The 22,308-nt window shown below is 58.8% G+C and carries 20 protein-coding genes; 9 read left to right on the top strand and 11 right to left on the bottom strand.

Annotation, left to right across the window (positions count from 1 at the left end; genetic code table 11):
• Positions 1-136: 136 nt before the first annotated feature.
• A complete protein-coding gene (locus AB8C10_RS01105; RefSeq protein ID WP_368866563.1) occupies positions 137-2,158 on the bottom strand; it encodes a DUF6541 family protein in 2,022 nt (673 codons plus the stop codon).
• Between the two features lie 395 nt (positions 2,159-2,553).
• Here AB8C10_RS01105 and AB8C10_RS01110 point away from each other — a divergent pair, with 395 nt between their 5' ends.
• From AB8C10_RS01110 to AB8C10_RS01120, 3 genes are all read left to right on the top strand, one after another.
• On the top strand, positions 2,554-3,096 hold the full coding sequence (locus tag AB8C10_RS01110) for a flavin reductase family protein (RefSeq protein WP_313969189.1): 543 nt from the start codon (positions 2,554-2,556) through the stop codon (positions 3,094-3,096).
• A 112-nt stretch (positions 3,097-3,208) separates the two neighbouring features.
• Positions 3,209-4,438 (top strand): acetylornithine deacetylase, encoded by a 1,230-nt coding sequence (argE, locus tag AB8C10_RS01115; protein ID WP_368866564.1) that lies wholly within the window; start codon positions 3,209-3,211, stop codon positions 4,436-4,438.
• 481 nt (positions 4,439-4,919) lie between these two features.
• Entirely contained in the window at positions 4,920-5,927 is a 1,008-nt protein-coding gene (locus AB8C10_RS01120) for an MIP/aquaporin family protein (RefSeq protein WP_070819212.1), read from the top strand.
• Positions 5,928-6,088: 161 nt separating this feature from the next.
• Here AB8C10_RS01120 and AB8C10_RS01125 read toward each other — a convergent pair whose 3' ends face one another.
• The 9 genes from AB8C10_RS01125 to AB8C10_RS01165 all read right to left on the bottom strand — a co-directional run bounded on the left by AB8C10_RS01125 (position 6,089) and on the right by AB8C10_RS01165 (position 15,552).
• A complete protein-coding gene (locus AB8C10_RS01125) occupies positions 6,089-6,523 on the bottom strand; it encodes a HEPN domain-containing protein (RefSeq protein WP_368866565.1) in 435 nt (144 codons plus the stop codon).
• Positions 6,524-6,563: 40 nt separating this feature from the next.
• Positions 6,564-7,109, bottom strand: coding sequence for an ArsR family transcriptional regulator (locus tag AB8C10_RS01130; RefSeq protein WP_314657241.1), 546 nt, complete (start codon positions 7,107-7,109; stop codon positions 6,564-6,566).
• Positions 7,110-7,222: 113 nt separating this feature from the next.
• On the bottom strand, positions 7,223-7,864 hold the full coding sequence (locus tag AB8C10_RS01135) for a VanZ family protein (RefSeq protein ID WP_368866566.1): 642 nt from the start codon (positions 7,862-7,864) through the stop codon (positions 7,223-7,225).
• 225 nt (positions 7,865-8,089) lie between these two features.
• Entirely contained in the window at positions 8,090-8,542 is a 453-nt protein-coding gene (locus AB8C10_RS01140) for a fluoride efflux transporter FluC (protein ID WP_294627277.1), read from the bottom strand.
• A complete protein-coding gene (locus AB8C10_RS01145; protein ID WP_368866567.1) occupies positions 8,542-8,946 on the bottom strand; it encodes a CrcB family protein in 405 nt (134 codons plus the stop codon). Before AB8C10_RS01145 ends, AB8C10_RS01140 begins: the two co-directional genes overlap by 1 nt.
• Positions 8,947-9,091: 145 nt before the next feature.
• A complete protein-coding gene (locus tag AB8C10_RS01150) occupies positions 9,092-11,878 on the bottom strand; it encodes an MMPL family transporter (RefSeq protein ID WP_368866568.1) in 2,787 nt (928 codons plus the stop codon).
• Positions 11,879-12,068: 190 nt separating this feature from the next.
• A complete protein-coding gene (locus tag AB8C10_RS01155) occupies positions 12,069-12,770 on the bottom strand; it encodes a TetR/AcrR family transcriptional regulator (protein WP_368866569.1) in 702 nt (233 codons plus the stop codon).
• A 280-nt stretch (positions 12,771-13,050) separates the two neighbouring features.
• On the bottom strand, positions 13,051-14,715 hold the full coding sequence (locus AB8C10_RS01160; RefSeq protein ID WP_368866570.1) for a sensor histidine kinase: 1,665 nt from the start codon (positions 14,713-14,715) through the stop codon (positions 13,051-13,053).
• A 93-nt stretch (positions 14,716-14,808) separates the two neighbouring features.
• Complete coding sequence (locus tag AB8C10_RS01165; RefSeq protein ID WP_200963600.1) at positions 14,809-15,552, bottom strand: response regulator transcription factor; 744 nt, start codon at positions 15,550-15,552, stop codon at positions 14,809-14,811.
• Positions 15,553-15,806: 254 nt separating this feature from the next.
• Between AB8C10_RS01165 and AB8C10_RS01170 the strand changes: the two genes are divergently transcribed.
• From AB8C10_RS01170 to AB8C10_RS01195, 6 genes are all read left to right on the top strand, one after another.
• Positions 15,807-16,676: a PRD domain-containing protein gene (locus AB8C10_RS01170; protein ID WP_012902659.1), complete on the top strand. Its 870-nt coding sequence runs from the start codon at positions 15,807-15,809 to the stop codon at positions 16,674-16,676.
• Positions 16,677-17,452: 776 nt separating this feature from the next.
• The gene (locus AB8C10_RS01175; RefSeq protein ID WP_049326832.1) at positions 17,453-18,433 is read left to right on the top strand and encodes a mannose/fructose/sorbose PTS transporter subunit IIA; all 981 of its coding nucleotides are present in this window, start codon (positions 17,453-17,455) and stop codon (positions 18,431-18,433) included.
• A complete protein-coding gene (locus AB8C10_RS01180) occupies positions 18,430-19,299 on the top strand; it encodes a PTS mannose/fructose/sorbose transporter subunit IIC (protein ID WP_368866571.1) in 870 nt (289 codons plus the stop codon). The genes AB8C10_RS01175 and AB8C10_RS01180 overlap by 4 nt, the downstream gene beginning before the upstream one ends.
• Before the next feature lie 11 nt (positions 19,300-19,310).
• Positions 19,311-20,165 (top strand): PTS system mannose/fructose/sorbose family transporter subunit IID, encoded by an 855-nt coding sequence (locus tag AB8C10_RS01185; protein WP_294632365.1) that lies wholly within the window; start codon positions 19,311-19,313, stop codon positions 20,163-20,165.
• Between the two features lie 172 nt (positions 20,166-20,337).
• Positions 20,338-21,111, top strand: coding sequence for an HAD family hydrolase (locus AB8C10_RS01190; protein ID WP_049352261.1), 774 nt, complete (start codon positions 20,338-20,340; stop codon positions 21,109-21,111).
• 135 nt (positions 21,112-21,246) lie between these two features.
• Positions 21,247-21,771, top strand: a complete 525-nt coding sequence (locus AB8C10_RS01195; protein WP_193388925.1) for a hypothetical protein — start codon at positions 21,247-21,249, stop codon at positions 21,769-21,771.
• Between the two features lie 181 nt (positions 21,772-21,952).
• On the opposite strand, the gene AB8C10_RS01200 is transcribed toward AB8C10_RS01195, so the two are convergent.
• A complete protein-coding gene (locus AB8C10_RS01200) occupies positions 21,953-22,300 on the bottom strand; it encodes a hypothetical protein (protein WP_049338642.1) in 348 nt (115 codons plus the stop codon).
• Between the last annotated feature and the right edge of the window lie 8 nt (positions 22,301-22,308).

The following is a 22,308-nucleotide window of genomic DNA, read 5'->3' on the forward strand; positions in this document are numbered from 1 at the left end:
CCGACATGCCCTTATGGACATACCGGCTTTCATCATATCAGTGGTTCCGCGGCATCTCAGATTTGGCGACAGATTGTAGACTGCACCACTTATTCTCTGAGATACATACGCTTTATGAGGGGTGCTCGCGTACCTTCTAGTTATCGCAGGCGCTAATACGGTACAGAGTCATCGGACCCGAGGAGTACACGGGGGTCAGAACATCCGTATCAATAGCAGCCACCATGCCGTCATAGTTCTTCTGCTGAGTAGGACCGAAATTGCCCTGGTTCTCCAGGTGAACATACCAGTGAGCCTTGTACTCGTTCACTTCGCGGCAGACTTCCGGGTTCGTGCGGGCATCCTTCAAATCATTCAGGATCGCCGCGTACTTCGGGGAGGTCTGGAACTCGAAGTGGTAGCTGGTCAGGTGGCGGTCAGCCAGCGCATAAATGTAGGCACTACCGTCCCAGGGGTTGTTGACGATGGTGTCGCCCTTGGGCACGATCTTCGGGATTTCGTTAATGACGTTCATCTCATCCTGGTTCAGGATGTCGGAGGTCGGGGTCACCTTGTACCTATCCGCCACTTGCAGAGTTGCGTCGTGCATCGCCGGGGTACGCGAGGACAGGCCCGCAACCGCGAGCACCAGCATCATGGAGACACCCATCATTGCCGGGGCCACCTTCGCGTGCTTCTCACGCGGAATAGCGTGCATGATGCGCACGAAGATGCCCTCCACGGCGCCGCCCAGGCCGATACCAGCGAGCAGCACTGCAGGGAACACCACCAGAGCAGCCAGGCGGAAGTGGTCGGTGTACCAGGGAGCCACCATCAGCAGGCGGAAGTCGCCACGCGGCACCGAAGCCGCAATGATCCACATGTAGCCGACCAGCATCCAGCTACCAATCAGCCACAGGTTACGGCGCTTGTACAGCAGGTAGCCAACACCCCACAGCACCAAGAAGCCCAGCAGATATGCGGGCGCAAAATTACCACCCAGTGGGTTCGCGTTCTCCAGGCCCAGGAACAGGAACTGGTAGACAGCCTCGCCCTCGCTCATGATAGCGGTCCACAGGTCGCTGGCTTCCTCGCTCGGACGCAACGCCAACCAGATAGTGACACATCCGGCGATGAGAGCGACCAGAACACCGGTACCCACCAGACGCTCACGAGTGGACGCACTACGGGTACGCAGCACCTGCACCACACCTCCCAGGAGCATGGGCACAGCAAACACTGCGGCAGAAACCACCGCGTTCGGATGCACCAGAGCCAAACCACCCAAGCCCACCAGAATCGTCAGCGACAGGGACAGCACGAAGGAGTACTCACGGCACGCCATGAGCTGAATCACGTGTAGCAGTAGCGCCACGAACGCGGGCAGCAGGGCATAACCCAGAAGGTTCGGGAACAGCACACCCCAGAACAGCAGCAGACCGGGGAACGCAAAGAAACCGCAGGTCAGAGCCGGAATGGCGAGCGCCTGCAGGGGGCGCAGGTGCGGAATGCTCAAGCACATAGCAATCAGGGAGCAGGGCCAGATAATGCCTGCCGCCAGCAGAATCATGACGATGGTTGCCGTAGCGATGCTCGTGCCGGTCGTGCTGTAAATCAGGTACACGAAGTCGTGCCAGCCGGCAGGATAAAAAGTAGGTTCTTGATTCGCGGCGGCAATTGCACCCAGAGTCAGGCTGGAGGCGTCGCCGTGCTCCTGAATCCAGCGAATCGCGTTCATATGGAATGAGTTATCGAGGGTCTGCGAGAACGCCTCGGGCCCAAAGACCATATGCTGGGTTGCGTGCAGGGTCAAGAAACCGCCCAGCACCGCGCCGATCACGGGCCAGGCGAGGGGCACGGTATTACCCGCCCAGTTCTCTGCGGCCTCGCTGGAGGCGTCGGGTAGGGCGGAGGGCCAGCGGCGGCCCACCAGGTGCATCACACCCGCGGCGGCAGCCACCAGCACGGCGGCAACCGGCACGAAAGAAATCAGGCTCCACGGAATACCGGTCTTACCCAGCACAATCGCGGAAACAGCCACCAAAGCGAAGGACAGCAGCGGCGCATAAAAAACGCGCAGACGTGCGGGAACACGCAGCGCCCAGCCCATTGCATAGCCGGGGCCAAAAGCCAACACGACCGCAAAAAGTAGCAGCGGAATAGTTGCCAACCAGCTCATTAACCCTCTTCTCCCCACAGTTCACGCACCCGAAAACCCCTCAAATACGGGGGTCGGTGCGCTTTCGCGTACCAAGCAAGGATACCTTAGAGCCCTCTTCACCCCCGCGAAACCCCGCGGAAGAGAGAGGGACAGCACCCAAAACCAAGCGTTCCGAACCTTTCACGGGGTGCCCCGTGGAACACCTCCGGGAAGCCCCCAAACGGCGAAGAATATGACGTAATATTTCGCGCCCTACGTCATGAAAGGTGCACCTAAGAAACATAGGGCAATAAATAAGGTGTTCAGCACCCATTAGCTTTACCCTGAAACATATCTCCCCTTAACAAAGGGTCGCCCAACGCATACACATCGGGACGAACCCTCAAACGCAGCCGCAGAAGAAAGGGTCGATCATGACCGAAACCATTGCAGCACAGGCACCCATCGCCGACACCTCCGAGCAGTTCAAGCTCGCCTTCGGACACCAGCCCGCCGGCGTCGCCATCATCACCGCCACCGACGAAAACGGCGAACCCGCAGGCTTCACCGCCTCCTCGCTGACCTCCGTATCCGCAGACCCCGCCATTATTGCTTTCTCCCTCAAGGCAAACAGCGGCTCCGCAGCAAAGATCGCGGCTGCCTCCTCCTTCCTCGTGCACATGCTCGACGCTGAGAATGTCACCATCGCTAAGAACTTCGCAACCCACGACTACCCCCGCTTCGAAGACCCCAGCACCTGGGAATTCGTCCACACCGGCGAGCCCCTCGTCCACGGCGTGCGCCGCGTACTGCGCGCAACCCCGCTCAGCCGCGTTGAGGCAGGCCCCGCACTCGTCTTCACCGCGCAGGTTGAAGAGTTCATTCGCAACGACTGCGAAGGCACCCCGCTGGTCTACCACTCGCGCAACTTCCACGCGCTGGGTGACCACTCCAACGTGAACAACTACATCATCTAACCCCGCGCAGGGGTCACGGGGCGGTATTCGACGACCATGAGGCGACGAATACCGCCCCGCGGCGTACCCTGAACATAACAGCGCACAGCATCACAACGCAGAAGGAATAGTTATGACGGCTCAGACCACCCAGCCCGCATCCCTCCCCTGGCTCGAAAAGCTCATCGCGATTCCCACCATCTCCGGCAGCTCCAACCTCGAACTCATCGATCTCATCGAAGCCGAGTTCGCCCGCTACGGCTACAGCGGCGTGCGCACCTACAACGAAGACGGCACCCGCGCCAACCTCTTCATCACCGTCCCCGCAGCGGACGGCACCACCCGCGGCGGCCTCATCCTCTCCGGCCACACGGACGTCGTTCCCGTCGCCGGTCAGGACTGGGACGCCGACCCCTTCACCTTGCGCGTGGAGGGTACCCGCGCCTACGGCCGCGGCGTGTGCGATATGAAGGGCTTCATCGCCGTCGCCCTCTGGTTGCTGCCGCGCGTTGCCGAGGCGAAGTTGCGCGCTCCCCTGCACTTCGCGTTCTCCTACGACGAGGAAATCGGCTGCGTCGGTGCCCCCTCCCTCATCGAGGAGTTCGTGGCACGTGACCTCGCCCCCGATTACGCGATTGTGGGTGAACCCTCCAGCATGCGCATCATCGACGCGCACAAGGGCGCACACCGCGGCCGCGTCACCTTCACCGGCGTACCCAAGCACGGCTCCCTCGCCACCCACGGCGTGAACGCGGTTGCTGCCGCCGGCGAGTTCATCACCTTCTTCACCGACATGGCGGACCAGTGGGAAGAAGAAGGCCCCTACGATGAGTCGTTCATTATTCCCCACTCCACCGGTAGCGTGAACCTGGCAAACGGCGGCCTGCAGTACAACATCGTCGCCGAGCAGGCGGTCGTGGAGTACGATGTGCGCACCCTGCCGCAGGTGACCACCGAGTCCTTCGTGGAGCGCGTTGACCGTGAGCTTTCCGAGGTGATTCTGCCCGACCTGCAGGCGCGCGCCGCACGCGCAGAAAAGCTGACCGGCGCGGAGCCCGGTAGCCTCACCTCCCGCGTGGGCGTGAAGCACGAACTGCTCGCCGCCGTACCTGGCCTCGGTACCGAAGACGATGCGCCCATCGTGCGCCTCGCCCACGAGTGGCTCGGCACCGACGACGCACCGCAAAAGGTAACCTACGGCACCGAAGCGGGCCAGTTCCAGCGCGCCGGCGTGCAGAGCATCATCTGCGGCCCCGGCGATATTGCGCAGGCGCACTCCCCGAACGAGTGGATTGAGCTGGAGCAGCTGAGCGAATGCGAGCGCTTCTTCGAGGGGATTCTCGACTGGGCGAGCGCCAAGTAGCAGCCAAATAGCAACCGTGTAGCGGCGTAGACCCAGACCATGGCGGCTGCAAGAGCCATGTAGAAACCACAGAAAATGCCCGGGCACCTCATACGGTGCCCGGGCATTTTTTGTGCTGATGGCGGGTAGTGAAGGTGGGGATTCAAGTGTTGGTTGAGCCATGGATTTAACGATCGGTTGAACTGTGGGTTTAAGTATGGGTTTATGGAATGAGTCCAAGGTGTGGACTATGCCCGTTTTTCCCCTCATCCACCACATTTATTTTTAAACGAAAAACCCGAAAAACCGCTTATGTCTAAGGGTGAAATAACACCAAAGTATTGTCTTCCAGGGGTATTCAAGGTTCCATAGATGCCAAAGGTTTAAACACGCCACTCGGGCGACATAACCCACACAAAACCACACCTCCCTCACGCTCGGCACTGCACACCCGGTCGAACCCCGGTTCACCACCCGCAGTTCACTACCTGAAGGACACCCCGTGTACACCATCAGCCCCTACCTCGCCGAATTCCTCGGCACGCTCATCATGTGCACCATCGGCTGCGGCGTCATCGCCAACGTCGAACTCCGCCGCTCCAAAGGCCACGGCGACAACTTCTTCACCATCGCCTTCGGCTGGGGCTTCGCCGTCACCTTCGGCGTCTACGCCTCTCACGCCTACTCCGGCGGCCACCTAAACCCCGCCGTGTCCATCGGACTGGCAGCCTACGGCGAATTCCCCTGGGAGAAGGTTCCCGGCTACATCATCGCCCAGGTCCTCGGCGCAATGGTCGGTGCCGGACTGGTCTACCTCAACTACCTGCCGCACTGGAAGGCAACCGCCGACAAGAAGATTAAGCTCGGCATCTTCGGTACCGTCCCCGCCATTCACAACTACTTCACCAACGCCCTCTCCGAAATGATTGGCACGTTCATGCTGGTCTTCTCGGCACTGTACACCGGTGTGAACTTCAAGCCGTCCATCAGCGGCGGTGTGGAACTCTCCCTCAACCTCAACGACGTGCTCAAGCCCCTCGCCTTCGGCTTCATGGTCGCCGTGCTCGTCATCGGTCTGGGTGGTCAGACCGGCTACGCGCTGAACCCCGCCCGTGACTTCGGTCCGCGCCTCATGCATGCCCTGCTGCCCATCCACGATAAGGGTTCCTCGCGCTGGTTCTACGCGTGGGTTCCAATTTGCGGCCCGATTGCCGGCGGTTTCATGGGTGGCGCGTTCTTCAAGCTCTACTACGAGGGTCAGGTCAGCCCGTGGCTGTTCGTTTCCAGCGCGCTGGCAGTTGTGGTTCTGCTCTTTGCGTGGTGGGCTAATAGCCACCTGTACCGCGCACCTAGCTCCGAGGTCGTCCCCGAGTTTGAAGACACCCACGCTACCGCAGCGGCACGCGCGGCAACCTACACCCCGACCGGTTCCATGCCGGTTCTGCTGCCCGAAGAGGTGAAGGAGAACCGTAGCACCCGCGTCGTGAACCGCGTGACCGACGACGAGTAGTCTTCCCGCCTGGGAACTTTCCTGTCTAGGGTTTCATCTAAAACGGCGAACCCCTCATTTTCATAACCTGATTTATGTTGTTCAGGTTATGAAAATGAGGGGTTCGCCGTGTCTACCTCACAGAAGGAGGTTCATTCAGGGGTGCCGAAAAGAAATACAGTCTAGAAAGGTCCTAGCTTAGGTACAAAAAGAGTCATCTCCTGAACGATATACTCTGCATCTTCCAAAGCCTCTTCAGCTTCTTCCACAGCTATAGGCTCATAATCCAAACCGGGATACTCAACCTCATGGCGAGTTCGACGCAAGCGAGAATACAGCTTACCCACCACATCATGAGGGCCTCGCTGAGCACGCAACGCATCACCCACCACAATATGACCTCCCCGAGTAGTCGGCCGCAGACCCTGCACCGCCAAGGCGGCAGTCATCGCCAATCTCGAAGCATCATAGAGGAGCGTATAGGCACCTTCCGGATCATCATCTACCAAACGATGCGCCGTCTTTAGATGCCGACGAGCACGCAACAACAGACCTTGAGCATGCTCACGATTTACAGCGACCCGTTCCAACTCACCGGCATTAATCAGCTCAAGCATGCGCTCCCGGCCAACAGTCCAAGGACCAGGAGTCGGGGCATTAGGCTTCAGCGTCGACATCATTCACCTCCAACTGCCCAAAGAGAACCTCCATCGGGCGCGAGCGCACAGTCTGCACAAAGCCGTCCTGCGAGTTCCAAGCCTCAGGAGATAGCCGCTTTACGTTCACCTCATAGCCAAGCTTCTGCTCAGCATCATCAATAGCCTCATACAGCTTCTGACGTGAAGGGGAGCCAACAACCAGCACATCAATATCGTTCGGCACGTGCCCAGCCACCCCAGAACGACGGCTAGCCCACGAGCCATAAATAGCGGCACCCTCAATATTGGAAACACCCTGCAAAGTATCCCGGAGTACCGGAACGGGGCCATAAGTTACCAGAATCAGCTGACGCATCGCCTGGCCCACCGGATTATCAACCTTGGCTTGCACCATACGGGTCCTGCCAACATTCTGGACGGTCACCAAACCGGACTGTTCCAGACGGTTCACCTCTCGGGAGACAGTCGGCAACGATGCACGTGTCGCATCAGCAATCTGCGACACCGTGTACTGCTGCTCAGGGTGAGAGAACAGCAATGCCATCACTTCACCCTGCAGGTCACTACGCAAGATAGGAAGGAGACTAGGAGCAGACGTTTTCATAACATGAATTATATCAATCATGTTATGAAAACGTCTGCCAATTTGGAGGGGTTCTAGACCGCAGCGGAAGCCATTGCCAGCACCCGATCATGCTTAGCGAGGCGGCGCTTCTGAATCGCGCGCACCACCCAGATGCAGACCGCACCCAGCACCGCGCCGGCAGTGTTATTCACAATGTCATCCACATCGAAAGTGCGGTAGGTGAAGCCCGCCAGACCCCAGTTACCGGTCAGCTGGCTCAGTTCAATAAAGCTCGAGAGCACGAAGCCGCTCAGTGCCGTAGCGCGCAGACCCCACCGCAGGCAGCCCGCCGTAAAGAAGCCCAGCGGAATGAACATCGCGATATTGAAGAAGAGCTGCGCATACACGGTGGTGAAGAAGCGGCGCAGACCCATGCCCGCCGTCAGGTCCCACGCCTGCTGCCAGCTCCAGCCCACATAGAAGCGCGGGTAATAGAGTTCGGGGTTCGTGACGCTATTCGCACTACCAATCGGGGTTAGCGTCAGCGAAAGAATCGACGCAAGGAACAGCGCGAAGGACGCAGTCAGCAGGTACTGGCGGATGCTGTGTGCTCGGCCGGTCTTCTTGGTGCGCAGGTGCATGCCAATGAAGCCGATGATGGAGAGCGCCACGGTGAGCACCACAATCTCGATGGCAAAGGTGCCAATCATGTGTTTATTCAGTAGTTCCTGCATGCTGTGTGTTCCTTAGGTCGTGAGAGTGAGTTATATGCTTCCCACATGAACATATGCCTGTCCTTACATATATTTCCGGTGGTATATAGCGGGTGTCTGTTCATGCCCGCCGCATATCATTCACCACCAGTGTAAAAGACGGCTCTATGGCTCACCCTAGGCGAAACTGTGAAAAAGCTGTACACGCACCCAAACATGCCATGAGAACCACCACAGCCGGTGCCGTCAGTACAGAACATCTGGCGGGAACACCGGCGCAATATACCGACCAAACAGCAGCACAAACAAGAAGGCGCCCGCAATCGCAGCCACCATCGCACCCACAACCTGCACCAGCCAGAGCATCAGGAACTTCACCATCTTGCCCTCAGCGCGGGCGGTCAGCGCCTCCACCATGGCGGTCGAGAAGGTCGTAAAACCACCCAACAGGCCGGTCGTAATCACCGTACACCAGAACGCCACCTGATCCGTGGCGTTATAGTGCACGCCCAGCGCGCGAGGATTCGACACCGGCAAAATCAGCAGACCGTACAGGAACGAACCCACCAGGTTAATGACGAACACCGGGCTAATAATCGACGACTCCGTGCGCAGGCGAGGCGACATCGCCTTATCGAGGAAGAAGCGGGTCATCGCACCCAGACCGCCGCAGAGGAACACCATCAGAGCGAAAAACATTAGCGACCCTCCTCAGCATCACGGGCGGGCACCAGGCGGGACGCCACAAACTGACCCGTCAGCATGCCGGCTGCGGCGGCAACCAAACCACCCACGAGCAGCACCAGAATCGCCAGCACCATATACCCGCCGTGCACCGTGTACGGCAGGAAAATCGTCTGCGCCAGTACCGCAGCAATCGACGAATACGTCGTGTAGCCGCCCATCATACCCGCACCGAACAGCAAGCGGAACGAGTGAATCTGCTCCTCGCCGTCACGGCGCGCGTAGGCGTTCCACACCATCGTCAGCAGGCCCAGCGTGAACGAACCCAGCAGGTTCGCCACCAGCACGCCGCCGGGGGTGTACACGCGGCACAGCGCACCCGTACCGCCGCCCAAAAAGACAAGAAAAGGGGCAGGCACACGGTTCAGAACGCCTCCTATCCTCTGCCGGATACTCGCGCGGTTCCTCATCACCGTACACCTGCCCTTTCGTCTCGTATTAGTCTTCAAAGTGCGCTATAACAGCACACAAACGCACACTAATACTTTAGCGGTTACCCAGGCTTTAGCTGTTACCCGAATCGGCGGCAGACTCACGCTCGTGCTGATTCTTCTCACTCAGCGCGGCGCCCTCAACATCCATATTCGGGGTGAGGCGGTCCAGCCACTTCGGCATCCACCACGCCTTATCGCCCAGCAGAGCCATAACCGCAGGGGTCAGCGTCATGCGCACAATGAACGCATCTACAAGCACGCCGAATGCCAGGCCGAAGCCCATCGGTCGAATCATCGTCGAATCAGCGAATATGAAGCCACCAAACACCGAAATCATGATGATCGCGGCAGCCACCACCACACGCACCGCATGGTTATAGCCGGTTACGATGGCGGTTGCCGCGTCCTTACCGTGCACGTACGCTTCACGCATGCCAGTCACCAGGAACATCTGGTAATCCATGGCAAGGCCAAAAAGAATACCGATGAGCAGGGTCGGCAAGAACGACAGCACCGGGCCCGGGTGGTCCACACCGAAGAAGGAGCTCATGAAGCCCAGCTGGTAGATGGACACCACGGCACCGAAGCTCGCCAGCACCGAGAAGAGGAAACCCACCGAGGCAACCAGCGGCACCATAATCGAACGGAACACCAGAATCAGCACCAGGAAGGACAGGCCCATCACCACGCCCAGGTACAGGGGTAGCTTCTGCGCGAGCACCTCGGAGACGTCAATATTGCCGCTGGTCTGACCCGCAATGCCAAGAGAGACCTCAGAGCCCTGAACCGGAACGGTTACGGCGCGCAGCTCGTGGACGAGTTCTTCGGTCTCCACGGAGCTTGCACTGTGGGCAGGAATCACCTGGAAAATCATGAGGGTACGGTCATCGGTCATACCGCCGGGAACCACAGCCTGCACGTTCACGCCGCCACGCTCCTTCACCGCAGAGGCGATATCGATCTGTGCCTGCTGAGCCTGCTCCTCACTCATGTTCGCGGGGGTGTGCGCGACCGCAACCAGCGGGGCGCTCATGCCCTCACCGAACTTGTCCTTGACCAGCGCGTACGACTTATACGCGGCGCTATCGGAGGGGTAGTTCGAGGCGTCCGGCAGGCCCAGGCGCATCTGCGACATGGGGGCGGCAACCGCCAGCAACGCCAGCGTACCCATCACTAGGGTCAGCAACGGACGCGCCAGCACGAGACGCAACCAGCCGTTCGGCTTCTCGGTGCGCTCGGCATCCTGAGCGCGGCGCTCCTCAATCTTCTGCGGGGTATCGATAGAAGCCCACAGCTTCTTCGACATGATCTTGGTACCCGCCAAGGACAGCACCGCCGGGGTGAGGGTCACCGCGATCAGGGCAGCAACAACCACGCAGAACGCGGCGGCGTTACCCATCACGCCCAGGAAGGGAATACCGGTCACGTTCAGCGCAACCAGCGCAATAATCACGGTGCTTGCCGCAAAAATCACGGCATTACCGCTCGTACCATTCGCTAGAGCAATCGCTTGGACCTTCGGCATGCCGTCGAGCAGGTTCGTGCGGTAGCGGTTCAGGATAAACAGCGAGTAGTCGATACCGACCGCCAGGCCGAGCATCAGACCCAGGGTGTAGGCGGTCGAGCTCATCTGAATGATGGAAGACAGCGAGAGCGTGCCGAGCACACCCACCACCACGCCCACCAGGGACATGAGAATCGGCAGACCGGCAGCCACGAGGGTACCGAGCATGACCATCAGCACGATAAAGGCGATGACCATGCCCGCAACCTCACCGGTGTGCGAGCCGCCGCCGAGCGCAGATTCGCTCAGGTTCGCATCGAACTGGACGGTCGCCCCGTGCAGGTTCGCCGACTCGATATCGGACATGACCTTCTGCAGGTCAGCAGAGGGGACCTCAAAAATCTTCTTCTTGAACGACACGGTCGCAATCGCCGTGGACTGATCCTCGGAGACCATACGGTAGCCGGCGGTGAAGTCGTACAGCTTCTGCTGACGCTCCAGCTGCTCACGCTGTGCGGGCAGCTCACTTTCGGTCTTCTGCAGCTGGTTGCGCTGCTCGTCCAGCTTCTTCTTGCCTTCAGCCAGTTCGTCCTTCTTGGAAGCAATCTCTGCGCGGCCCGCATCGACCTGCTTCTGGCTCTCTGCAAGAGTGTCGCGCTGCTGGTTGAGGGCGTTCTGCTGTTCGGTCAGCTGCGTCTGCTGGGCGTTGAGTTGCTCCATCATGGCGGCGGGTGAGCCTGCCGCCTCCGCCTGAGCGTAGCCGTCCTTCAGCTGCGCCTGTGCGTCGTCGAGCTGCTTCTGCGCCTCGTCCAGCTGCTTTCGACCAGCGGTAATCTGCTCCTGCGAGTCGTCGAGCTTCTTCTCGTTCTCGGCAATCTGCTTGGTGCCATCCTCAATCTGCGAGGCGGCGGCACTCAGCTGCTTCTTGCCGTCCTCAATCTGGGTGGGGGCGGCGTCAATCTTAGCGTGCGCCTCGTCGAGCTGGGTTTTCGCCTCGGCAAGCTTGGAGGTGGTGGTGAACGGGTCGGTGACCGCATCCACGGAGGGTACCTCGGTGGTGAGCTTGTTCAGCGCGGCAGAGAATGCCTGCTTCTGTTCTTCGGTGAGGGCGGTGCCGTCACCGGTGGTGAGAATAATCTGGCCGGAGCCGCGGTTGGCGCTCGGGAAGCGCTGTGCGAGCTCGTCGGAGAGCTGCTGGGTCTGCGTTCCGGGCATGGTGAAGGTGTTGCTGAGTTTGCCGTGGAACGCGGTGTAGGCACCCGCTACACCTGCAATGATGAGTGCCCAGGCGAGGATAACCGCCCAGGCGCGGCGGGCGGCGGCTTCACCGATGCGGTAGAGCCATGTAGCCATGAATTATTCCTTTGAAGTTGAGTGAGCGAAGAGTTTGTGGTGTTGGGTGCGTGTGAGTACGGTGATTGCCCTGTTTTGCCACCCGCATACTGAGGTGACGCCCCTGTTTTTGGGCAAAAAACACCCCGCTTCGGGCACCTGCAGGTGAGGTGCCCGAAGCGAGAGTTTTTGAGCGTGAACGCTATGGGGCTTAGCTTGCGAATTCGCCCTGGACCAGGCGGCCCAGGTAGTCGAGTGCCTCGAGTACGCACTGGCGCATTGCTTCGATGGCGAGTGCTTCGGGGTGGGTGTCTTCGGGGGCTTCCGCTGCGACCTTGGCGGTTACTTCTTCGGCGCGGGTGAGGTAGTAGTAGACGCCTTCACCGATGGTTTCGGAGAGGTTGGAGGCGAAGACTGCCACGCGCAGGTAGGGCAGGTCGGGGTATGCCTCGAGGTACTGTTCGAGGAAGATGTCGTAGGTGCGCTCGAGGATGACGTGCGAGTATTCTTCGAACTTTGCGGGGCTGTCCATTTCGAGGGCGTAGAGCAGGTGCGCGAAGGGTGCGATGTACTCTTCGAGGGTGTTGCTCATGAAGACATTGCGGGCGATGGAGAGCATTTCGGCTTCCATGCTTGCGTTTTCGCCAGAGATGCTGAAGTCGCACTCTTCGAAGATGCGGTTGAAGTACTGGTTCATGCGGGTGACCAGCACGTCGTCTACGGAGGCGAAGTGGTTAAAGATGGTGCGGCGGGAGACGCCGGCGCGTTCTGCGAGTGCTTCTGCGTTGAGGGCGCCGTAGCCACCCTCGAGGATGAGGGATTCTGCTGCCTCAACGATTGCGATGCGGTTCTCTGCCTTGCGGGCGGAGCGCTTGTCCGTGATGTTTGCGGGGGATTCAACAAGATTAGCCATGTTTTTTACAATACGCGCATTGTTTCACCGAGGGTAACTATTTTGGGGTTAGATTGACCACATATTTGCACTCCAGGTAATAAACTTGAAGTGCAGATTTAATGTTTACTCAACAAGCAATTTAGTGTTTTTGCACGTCAACCCACCATAAAGCCGCAAAAGCACCGCAAAGGGGAGCAGAGTGCACACACGGCACACCCCACTCCCCCTCAAGTAGCCATTCACAGAGTGGACGCGCGCGGACCAGGTAGCAAACCAGGCCGGCTGATTAGACGCCGGACTAGGCAGCCGGCTGAAGACGCGCATCCAGCGGCAGGCGCACCGTAAAGACCGTATGGCCCGGCTGACTCTGCACCTGAATCGAACCACCGTGCGCCTGCACGATCGCCTGCACAATCGCCAAACCCAGACCGGTGGTTCCATCCGAGCCGGAGCGCGCCTTATCGGCGCGGGTGAAGCGGTCAAAAATCTTCGGTAGGAACTCGGGTGCAATACCCGGGCCGTTATCGGTCACGGTGACTACAGCCTCGCGGCGTGCCGCGTCCACCGACAGGCCCGCGGTCACGCGCGTACCCTCATCGGTGTGCTTGCGGGCGTTCGAGAGCAGGTTCAGAATCACGCGCTGAATCTGGGAGCGATCCGCCACCACTTCGACGGGCTCATCGGGCAGGTTCAGGTGCCACTCGTGGGTGCGGGCTGCCGCCTGCATATCCGAGGTGCACTCGAGCACCAGCTCGGTCAGGTCAACCTGCTCCAGCTTAGGTTCACGGCCCTCATCGAGGCGGGCAAGGGTCAGCAGGTCCTCTACGAGGCGGGACATACGCTCAGTCTGCGAGTCAATGCGCGCCAGGGAGGACTGGCCTGATTCGCTGAGCGGTTCGGTCCAGCGGAGCATATCGGAGTAGCCCTTAATGGCGGCGAGGGGCGTACGCAGCTCGTGGGATGCGTCCGCAATGAAGGCGCGAATCTGGTGCTCGGTGCGTTCACGCACTTCGAGGGCGGAGTTCACGTTATCGAGTAGCTGGTTGAGGGCGTAGCCCACCGCGCCTACTTCGGTGCGCGGGTCGGAGTCTCTCGGTTCCACACGCACCGCCGAGGAGATGGTGTGTTCTTCCAGGTCCAGGTGCGCCACATCGGTTGCCACCGCGGAGACTCGCTCCAGCGGTTTCATGGTGCCGCGAATAATGTAGGAGCCAGCCACACCGGCGCCGACCATTACGGCGATAGATCCGAGGGACACCACAATCACGAAAATGGTGAGGGTCTGCTGCACGTTGGCGAGCGGGATACCGACCACCTGCGCGTCGGCGGTGCTGCTAGCCTTCGGGGTGATTTTCACGAGGTACAGACCGGATTCCAGTTTGATCTCTCGAACTTCTTCTTTGGTGGCATTCAGTGCCATGGTTCCGAGGGTTACCTGGTCATTGGCGGAGAGGGTTTGTACGGTACCGTCCTTACCGAGCTTGCTGGCGATTTCCACAGCGCCTTCGGACTCAACACAGGTAATGATGGTTCCGGACGCCTGACCGGGCGCAAAGAGAGAGCTGCTCTTCTGCAGGTCGCTGCAGTCCACTTCTTCTCGCTTGCCGTTTCGGGAGGTCGGCTGCACTACGCGGTGACTGGTTTCTTTGAGGTCGCTTTGCGCCTGCTGGTAGAGGGAGTTCTGCAGGGTCACGTAGGTGGACAGGCCAATAATGAGGCAGGCGATGCCGAGGGCTGCCACAAGGATGGCGATAAGGCGCGAACGCAGGTGGGGTACGTACCCGAGTTCTTCGGGGGATGCCTCGGGATTCCTCATGCTCTTCCAGGCGGCGCGTAGGCGCACGAAGAAGTTCCCCGGCGAGCGCGTGGCGCCGTCTCGTGCGGGGGTACCCGCGCGCAGGGGGCGGGTTGCTTCGTTATCCAAAGAGGCGGGGTCACCGGGTGAGTAGGAGCCCACGAGCATCCTTTCTTTCTATATTCGAAATACGGAATATAACTGATATGGCGCGGTATAACCGGGTGTTATACCGCGCCATATGAAGAGCAGAGAATAAACTTAGACAGCGGGACGTAGCACGTAACCGGCACCGCGCACGGTGTGAATCATCGGTTCGCGACCCACGTCAATCTTCTTACGCAGGTACGAGATGTACAGCTCCACAATATTTGCCTGACCACCAAAATCGTAGTTCCAGACATTATCAAGAATCTGACTCTTGGAGACCACGCGCTTCGCGTTCTCCATGAGGTAGCGCAGCAGGTCGAACTGCGTTGCGGTGAGGTTAATCTGCTCGCCACCGCGGGTCACCTCGCGGGTGTCCTGGTTCAGCACCAGATCGCCGACGACCAGCTCAGCATCATCAATGGAGGCAACACCGGAGCGCTGCACCAGGCGGTGCAAACGGATCATGACCTCTTCCATGGAGAAGGGCTTAGTCACGTAGTCGTCCGCACCGGCGGCAAGGCCTTCAATACGGTTATCAACCGAATCCTTAGCGGTCAGAAAGAGGCAGGGAACCTCGGGGTAGAACTTGCGGATACGGGAGAGCAGCTCCAGGCCGTCAAAGCCGGGCATCATAATATCCAGCACGAGCACGTCGGGGCGCCAATCGCGGGCAATCGCGAGCGCGGAGGGGCCGTCGCCTGCGGACTGCACCTCCCAGCCGATCATTTTCAGACCCATGCTGACGAGTTCTTTGAGCATCTCCTCATCATCAACAACGAGGGCGCGGATGGGGCTACCGTCCGGGTGCTCTAGCGCGGGAAGGTTCTTTGCGATTTCGGTTGCTTTGCTGCTCATGTGATTAAGGGTATCGCGATTTAGGGTTCGCGGGCGGGGCGGGAGCCGGTTTTCAGCCGCAAACTTATGGAATGCTTGCCCGCATCACAGCTGGGACACAGCTTTACCCCACATTTGCGCGTTATCCCTTCATGACGGCTTCAAACTTTCGGTAGAATTTGTACTAGCTTAGGTAACACTCAATCACCTTTGCGTATCTTTTGTTTTTGCCGTTTCTGTTCCGGCGACCCAACACCCGTGAAGGAGGACGACGTATGCGCATTAGCCGTATTTATAACAATAATGTTGTCCTCACGGTGGATCATTACGGCAAGGAGTCCGTGATGATTGGTCGCGGCATTGCTTTTGGTAAGCGTAAGGGTCAGCTGATTGACCCGTCTGCGGTGGAGCAGACGTTTGTGCCGGAGCAGGGCATGTCGGGTGAGCGCTTGAGCATGACTCTGTCTGAGATTCCGGCGGAGATTCTGTCGATTGCCACACTTTTGGAGTCGAAGGTGCGCGCCGAGGGTGCATTGGAGCTGTCGAACTCGTTTATTCTTCCGCTGGCTGATCACTTGCACTATGCGGTGGTTCGTGCGCGTGACGGGGTGCGGGTGCAGTATCCGCTCGCCCCGGAGGTGACTGTTCTCTACCCGCGCGAGGTGGAGTACGGCCGCACGGTTTTGGAAATGGTTCGCGAGCGCCTGCAGGTTGAGCTGGACCCGAATGAGGCTATTCCTTTGGCGTTGCACCTAGTCAACGCGCAATTTGCGACGGCGGATATGTCTCAGGCATTCCGCATGACTGAGGTTTTCGCGCAGGTTTTTGAAATTATTGAGGCGAGCTACGAGCGGAAGATCGACCCGGACTCAATGAGTGCGGCACGTTTTGTGACGCATCTGAGGTACCTGTTTGTGCGGGCGAGCCGCGCCTCCGCGAATCGCACGGAGGATGCTGATGAGGTGTCGCAGCCGAGTTTGTTGGCGGCTCTTCGTGCGGATGTACCGCGCGCCTACGCGTGTGCGCAGAAGGTTTTGCTGGTACTGCAGATGCAGCTGAAGCAGAGCCTGACTCGTGATGAGTTGACGTATTTGACGATTCATATTGCGCGTCTGGCGCGGGATATGTGGGGCATTAACGCGTAGCGCATGTTCGATAGAAAGCGACCGGGAGGGTTCTCGGTCGCTTTTTCTATGCCCCCGGATTTTCTATGCCCTGAAATATATACCCCGGAATCTATGCCCTGGAACCTATATCTCGAATTCTATACTTCGGAATCCCGGCGAGGGGTTCGGGTGGGGAATCTGGGAGTGAGGATTCTAGAGGGGTGATGCCGGGCGGAACATGGCCGTTAAAGGTGGGTTGCTATTTATATATACAACCTGTCACTAAAATGTCGTTTTCCCGGGTGTTCTTTCGCGCGTTAGCGCGTCGATTTAAATTTTGAAATGACGGTTTATAGCGGCGTATTCCAGAAATACCATTCTGTGGACAAACCTCAGACAAATGTGGGTTTTTCATAAATCCCACATTTTTTGATCAATGCATTCATTTTTTGCTCGATATTTTCTTTGTAAATCATTTTCTCGCACTCGTGCGCTCCACATATTCCACGTCAAACACCTCGCCAGTCCATCAGCAAGACGCCAATACTCCCGAATTTTCGCGAGAGTAACGCTAACCCCTTCGCGCAGACAAGCATTTTTCGGTGTTCTGTTTAAATTTTTTACACCCTGGCAATAAATACGTGTTTTGACATCAAAAACCCATATTCCAACACCGATAAAAATGTCACAAGAACCTAAAGTGTGCATGCTCAGAAAAAACCCACAAAACACAAAAACAACGTGTTACTATCTGAGAATTATGAGGCTCCTCACGGGGCCACTACACACCATGTCACGAACACGAGAGGACCACTATGGTCACTATCATTGTGGCGGCACACGGCGAGTCGGCTCCGGCTCTGCTGAAGACCGCCGGCATGATCCTCGGTAACTTCGAAAACGTCCACCCGGTCACGTTCCTGCCGGGTCAGGGCCCCGAAGATCTCGTCGAAGAGTACACCCGCATCGTTGAGGCGTCTGAAGCAGAAGAAACCCTGCTGCTGGTCGATCTCTTCGGCGGTAGCCCCTACAACGCCGGTGCGCAGTTCGCAGCCACCCGCGAGGGCGTCGACGTCGTCTCCGGTGTCAACGTACCGATGCTTATTGAGGTCATCTCCGGCGCAGGCCGTAAGAACGCAACCCTCAAGTCCCTGGTCGCTAAGGCGCACAAGGCTGGCACTAAGGGTATTCGCTCCTTCCAGGAGGCGAACCAGCCCGCGGCCGCCAAGCCCGCCGAGGCGAAGCCCGCAGAGACCAAGGCGGTCGAGGTTCCGGCTGCTCAGCAGGTTCCCGGCGGCACCATGGACGCTATCTTCACCCGCATCGACTCCCGTCTGATTCACGGTCAGGTGGCAGGCACCTGGGTTCCGCATATCGCACCGCAGACCTTCATCGCGGCATCCGATAATGCGGCACACGATCAGCTGCGCAAGTCCCTGCTGCTGCAGGTCGCGCCGACCAGCGTGAAGACCAACGTCCTGGACATCGCTAAGGCTGGTCGCGTGTACAACAACCCCAAGTACACCGGCATGAAGACCATGTTCGTCGTAGAATCCCCCGTTGACGTGGTGCGACTGCTCGACGAAGGCGTCAAGATCAACGAAGTGAACGTTGGTGGCGTCACCTTCAAGACCGGCATGGTTCAGCTCTCGGACGCAGTGTACGCCTCCGAGGAGCACCTGGAAGCCTACCGCGAACTCATTAAGCGCGGTGTGAAGCTGACGGTGCAGCAGCTGCCCAACCACTCCCCGGTTGATTTGGAAAAGATCCTCAAGCAGAAAGGCCTGGACGCATGAGCGCCCTGACGTTTATTCTCGTTGTTCTCGTGGCGTTCATTGCGGGCGTCGCATCCGTGGTGGACGAGCGTCAGTTCCACCGCCCCCTGGTCGCTTGTACCCTGATGGGTTTTGCGCTGGGTGACCCGACTACCGGCATTATGCTCGGTGGCGCACTGGAGCTCATCGCCCTGGGCTGGATGAATGTTGGTGCCGCTATGGCTCCCGACTCGGCTCTGGCGTCCACCATCTCCGCTATTGTTGTGATTCAGGGTCACCAGGACATCACCACCGGTATTGCTATTGCTGTGCCGCTGGCTGCAGCAGGTCAGGTTCTGACCATTTTTGTTCGTACCATTACGGTGTTCTTCCAGCATCAGGCGGATAATTTCGCGAAGACGGCGAACTTCCGCGGTATTGAGTTGATGCACATTAGCGGTATGGCTCTGCAGGGTCTGCGTGTGGCTATCCCGACCGCTATTGTGGCTCTGATTAGCTCCGAAGAGCTGACCCGCCTGCTGGGCATGATTCCGGAACAGGTGACCATCGGTCTGCGTATTGCCGGTGGCATGATTACCGTGGTCGGTTTCGCAATGGTCATTAACATGATGCGTTCGAAGGCTCTCATGCCCTTCTTCTTCCTCGGTTTCATTGCCGCTGCCGCTATCCCGGCAACCCAGTCGATTGTGCCTCTTGCCAGCGGAAAGCCCGAGGATGTTCTGGTGGCACTGTCCACCCCGGCACAGTTCAACCTGGTTGCTATCGGTATTGTGGGCGCCTGCCTGGGTCTGCTGTACACCCAGCTGAACCCGCTCTTCCATAAGAGCGAGGCACCCGCCGTAGCACCGGCAGTCGCAGCAAACGACCTCGATAACGAGCTCGAGTAAGGAGCATCATCATGACTGAGAACAAGAACGTCGAGCTCGTTGAAGTTCCCGAGCTCACCCAGCGCGATAAGGTCGAAACCTACATCCGCTCCACTTTCCTGCTTGGTTCGTTCAACTTTGAGCGTATGCAGTCCATCGGTTTCGCGGTTTCCATGATTCCGGCTATTAAGCGCTTCTACACCAAGAAGGAAGACCAGGCGGAGGCGCTGACCCGCCACCTGGAGTTCTTCAATACCCAGCCGTGGGTTGCATCCTCGATTATGGGCGTGACCGCTGCGATGGAGCGTGAGAAGGCAGCCGGTAAGGACATTGACGAAGCCGCCATCACCAACGTTAAGGTGGGCCTGATGGGCCCACTGGCCGGCGTGGGCGACCCGATTTTCTGGGGTACCGCACGTATCGTGCTGGCGGCTCTGGGCGCATCCCTGGCGGTGACCGGCAATATTCTGGGCCCGCTGCTGTTCTTCTTCGGCATGACCGCAATTCGTTGGGCAACCCGCTGGTACGGCTTCAAGTACGGCTACGAGAAGGGCACCCAGATTGTGACCGAGGCGGGCGGCAACACCCTGCAGAAGATTACTCAGGGCGCCTCCGTGATGGGCCTGTTCGTGATGGGTGCTCTGGTGTACCGCTGGACGAGCGTGAACATTCCGTTGCCACTGACTAGCTACACAAACCAGGCGGGCGAGACGGTAAATGTGACCGTCCAGTCCGTGCTGAACGATCTGCTGCCGGGCCTGGCCTCGCTGGGTCTGTGCTTCCTGTGCATGTGGCTTCTGAAGAAGAAGATTAACGCCATCTGGTTGATTTTCGCCCTCTTTGGCGTGGGCATCCTCGGTTCCTACCTGGGATTCCTGGCTCTCTAAAAATATGAGGAATGAGCCCTTTCACCCTTCAGTGAAGGCGTGAGATTCAGGGGCTATATCTCAAGTGGTGGGGGTGCGGTCGGTACACTTAAAAGTACCGGCGGCACCCCCGTTTTTTATGGGTTGCGGCGCACAATTCGCGGCAATGCAGCCCTCCCGCGAAGGAGTTTCTATGACCAAATTGATGGCTTTCGATCTTGACGGCACGATCCTGTTTAACCGTGCCGTGGAGCCTGCCACTGAGCAGGCGATTGCCCGCTGGCAGGCGGAGGGTAACCTGGCGGTCTCGTGCACGGGCAAGAGCATTTTTGCCACGCAACTGGCGTTGAACCCGACCGCCATCCGTTTTGATTACCACGTGCTGTACACGGGTGCGGTGATTACTGACCGGCAGTACCGGGTGATTTACCATCAGCCTCTTCCGGTGAGTGTTGTGCAAGCGTGCTACGAGCATTTCAGCACCGTGGACGGCGTGGCTCTGTTCGCGACGACTCTGGATAACGATTACAGCCTCTGCGACCGGGTGGGCTCCTCGACGAATATCCTGCCGGAGTTCACTCCCCTGCCGGCTGACGACCTGCAGAACCACGAGTACGTGGGTGTGCCCCTGTGGATTCCGGATGCTCAGGTTCGCGAGGCGGCGTACACCTGGATTCTGGAGCGTTTTGGTGATTCGGTGGACTGCCACAAGAACCAGGATTTCCTGGATATTGTGCCGCCCGCCTGCACAAAGGGCACCGGTCTGCAGCATCTGGTGGAGTACCTGCAGTCGGAGCATCCGGGTAGCTCCTATGAGGTGCATACGATTGGAGATTCGTGGAACGATATCGACATGCACCGCTACGCTGACCGTTCGGCGTCGTTCTGCTACTCCCCCGATGAGGTTAAGGCTGTCACCACCGATTGTGTGGATAAGGCGTACGAGTTTATTGAGGCTTCCCTGTAGAAGCTGCCGAGGTGGCGTTTAGGTGCGGCGAGCGCTAATCCTGCCACCCGCTTCCGCGTACTCGCCGTCTACTCCCCCGTTTCACGTGAAACACCCGCTTTCCCGTTACTCCCCGTGTACCCCCGTGAGGTTTCTATGTGCCCTTCCGCTTCTCAGCCCCGTAAGAACCAGCCCGGCAAGGATCAGTTTCCCAAGAGCCAGTCCCAGAAGAGCCAGCAACCGGAGCCTGCCCAGTCTTACGACCCGTCCAGCTTCTCTGACACCTTCCGCGCTATGGCGCGTGAATCACTCGTGAAGAACCAGAAGAACCGCCCGGACTCCCCCATCGTCTCGATTTCCCCGGTGCTGATTGTTTTGGGCGCCATTGCGGCGGCACTGTACGGGCTGTGGCAGAGCTGGGCGTGCCTCATTCCGCTGGTGCTGATTCTGGTGCTCATGTGGGTGCGGTACACGATGCAGCGTCAGGCTCTCAACGATTTCGCCGAGCTGGAGGCGGCACGCACCGCATGGAAGAAGACCCGCGACCGCCAGTACCTGAAGCTGATGGCGGCGCAGTCGGCGCGTATCCTGGATGAGAATAAGGCGCTGACCAAGCAGGCTCGCGCGCACGTGCAAGAGTACGCGGATTTCGCGGCACAGAAGCTGGGTACTCAGCGCTAAAGACCCCACTGCGCTCGCTCACCCCTCCTCCAAAAACAAAAGTATTCGACGAGCGTTAGTCGAGGTGAGCATTCAGGCGCAACAAAAGACCGTAACCACTCCCCTGTACGGGGGCGGTTACGGTCTTTTATTTACGTCAGATACCCTCTGCGGGGGTCTTTTACGTCTTAGGGGTTACGCCCTAGTTGGTCTTCTGTGCGGGTGCTTCAGCAGGCTCTTCTGCGGCTTCCTCGACGGACTCCGCAGATCCTTCGTCTGCGCTGTCAGTAGCCGGAGCCTCGTCCAATCGCTGCACCACAGCGGGGCGGTCATCAAAGCCGCGGCGGGTGCCTCGGGCAGCCTTCGCCTCCATGGTGTACAGCTGCTCGCGATTCGTCAGCACCACCAGGGTCATGGCGTTCAGGCAGACACCCACAATGCACAGAATCCAGCCGATCAGCATGAACCGACCACCGGAAAGCACCGCGCCGGAAAGCATCAGGGCAACAGAAACCAGGTACGCCGGGGAAAGCAAAAACTTCGTATTCACTACCGACC

This window comes from Rothia mucilaginosa, from assembly GCF_964210535.1.
GTDB classification, from domain to species: Bacteria; Actinomycetota; Actinomycetes; order Actinomycetales; family Micrococcaceae; genus Rothia; species Rothia mucilaginosa_F.

Excerpts from the sequence above, each read along its gene's own strand:
- AB8C10_RS01140 (WP_294627277.1), bottom strand. The coding sequence starts at position 8,542 with ATGTTTTTCGCTCTGATGGTGTTCCTCTGCGGCGGTCTGGGTGCGATG.
- AB8C10_RS01125 (WP_368866565.1), bottom strand. The coding sequence starts at position 6,523 with ATGCTTGAGCTGATTAATGCCGGTGAGTTGGAACGGGTCGCTGTAAAT.
- AB8C10_RS01195 (WP_193388925.1), top strand. The coding sequence starts at position 21,247 with ATGTGCCCTTCCGCTTCTCAGCCCCGTAAGAACCAGCCCGGCAAGGAT.
- AB8C10_RS01185 (WP_294632365.1), top strand. The coding sequence starts at position 19,311 with ATGACTGAGAACAAGAACGTCGAGCTCGTTGAAGTTCCCGAGCTCACC.
- AB8C10_RS01175 (WP_049326832.1), top strand. The coding sequence starts at position 17,453 with ATGGTCACTATCATTGTGGCGGCACACGGCGAGTCGGCTCCGGCTCTG.
- AB8C10_RS01165 (WP_200963600.1), bottom strand. The coding sequence starts at position 15,552 with ATGAGCAGCAAAGCAACCGAAATCGCAAAGAACCTTCCCGCGCTAGAG.
- AB8C10_RS01135 (WP_368866566.1), bottom strand. The coding sequence starts at position 7,864 with ATGCAGGAACTACTGAATAAACACATGATTGGCACCTTTGCCATCGAG.
- argE (WP_368866564.1), top strand. The coding sequence starts at position 3,209 with ATGACGGCTCAGACCACCCAGCCCGCATCCCTCCCCTGGCTCGAAAAG.
- AB8C10_RS01110 (WP_313969189.1), top strand. The coding sequence starts at position 2,554 with ATGACCGAAACCATTGCAGCACAGGCACCCATCGCCGACACCTCCGAG.
- AB8C10_RS01150 (WP_368866568.1), bottom strand. The coding sequence starts at position 11,878 with ATGGCTACATGGCTCTACCGCATCGGTGAAGCCGCCGCCCGCCGCGCC.
- AB8C10_RS01190 (WP_049352261.1), top strand. The coding sequence starts at position 20,338 with ATGACCAAATTGATGGCTTTCGATCTTGACGGCACGATCCTGTTTAAC.
- AB8C10_RS01130 (WP_314657241.1), bottom strand. The coding sequence starts at position 7,109 with ATGGCATTGCTGTTCTCTCACCCTGAGCAGCAGTACACGGTGTCGCAG.
- AB8C10_RS01160 (WP_368866570.1), bottom strand. The coding sequence starts at position 14,715 with ATGCTCGTGGGCTCCTACTCACCCGGTGACCCCGCCTCTTTGGATAAC.
- AB8C10_RS01170 (WP_012902659.1), top strand. The coding sequence starts at position 15,807 with ATGCGCATTAGCCGTATTTATAACAATAATGTTGTCCTCACGGTGGAT.
- AB8C10_RS01105 (WP_368866563.1), bottom strand. The coding sequence starts at position 2,158 with ATGAGCTGGTTGGCAACTATTCCGCTGCTACTTTTTGCGGTCGTGTTG.
- AB8C10_RS01155 (WP_368866569.1), bottom strand. The coding sequence starts at position 12,770 with ATGGCTAATCTTGTTGAATCCCCCGCAAACATCACGGACAAGCGCTCC.
- AB8C10_RS01180 (WP_368866571.1), top strand. The coding sequence starts at position 18,430 with ATGAGCGCCCTGACGTTTATTCTCGTTGTTCTCGTGGCGTTCATTGCG.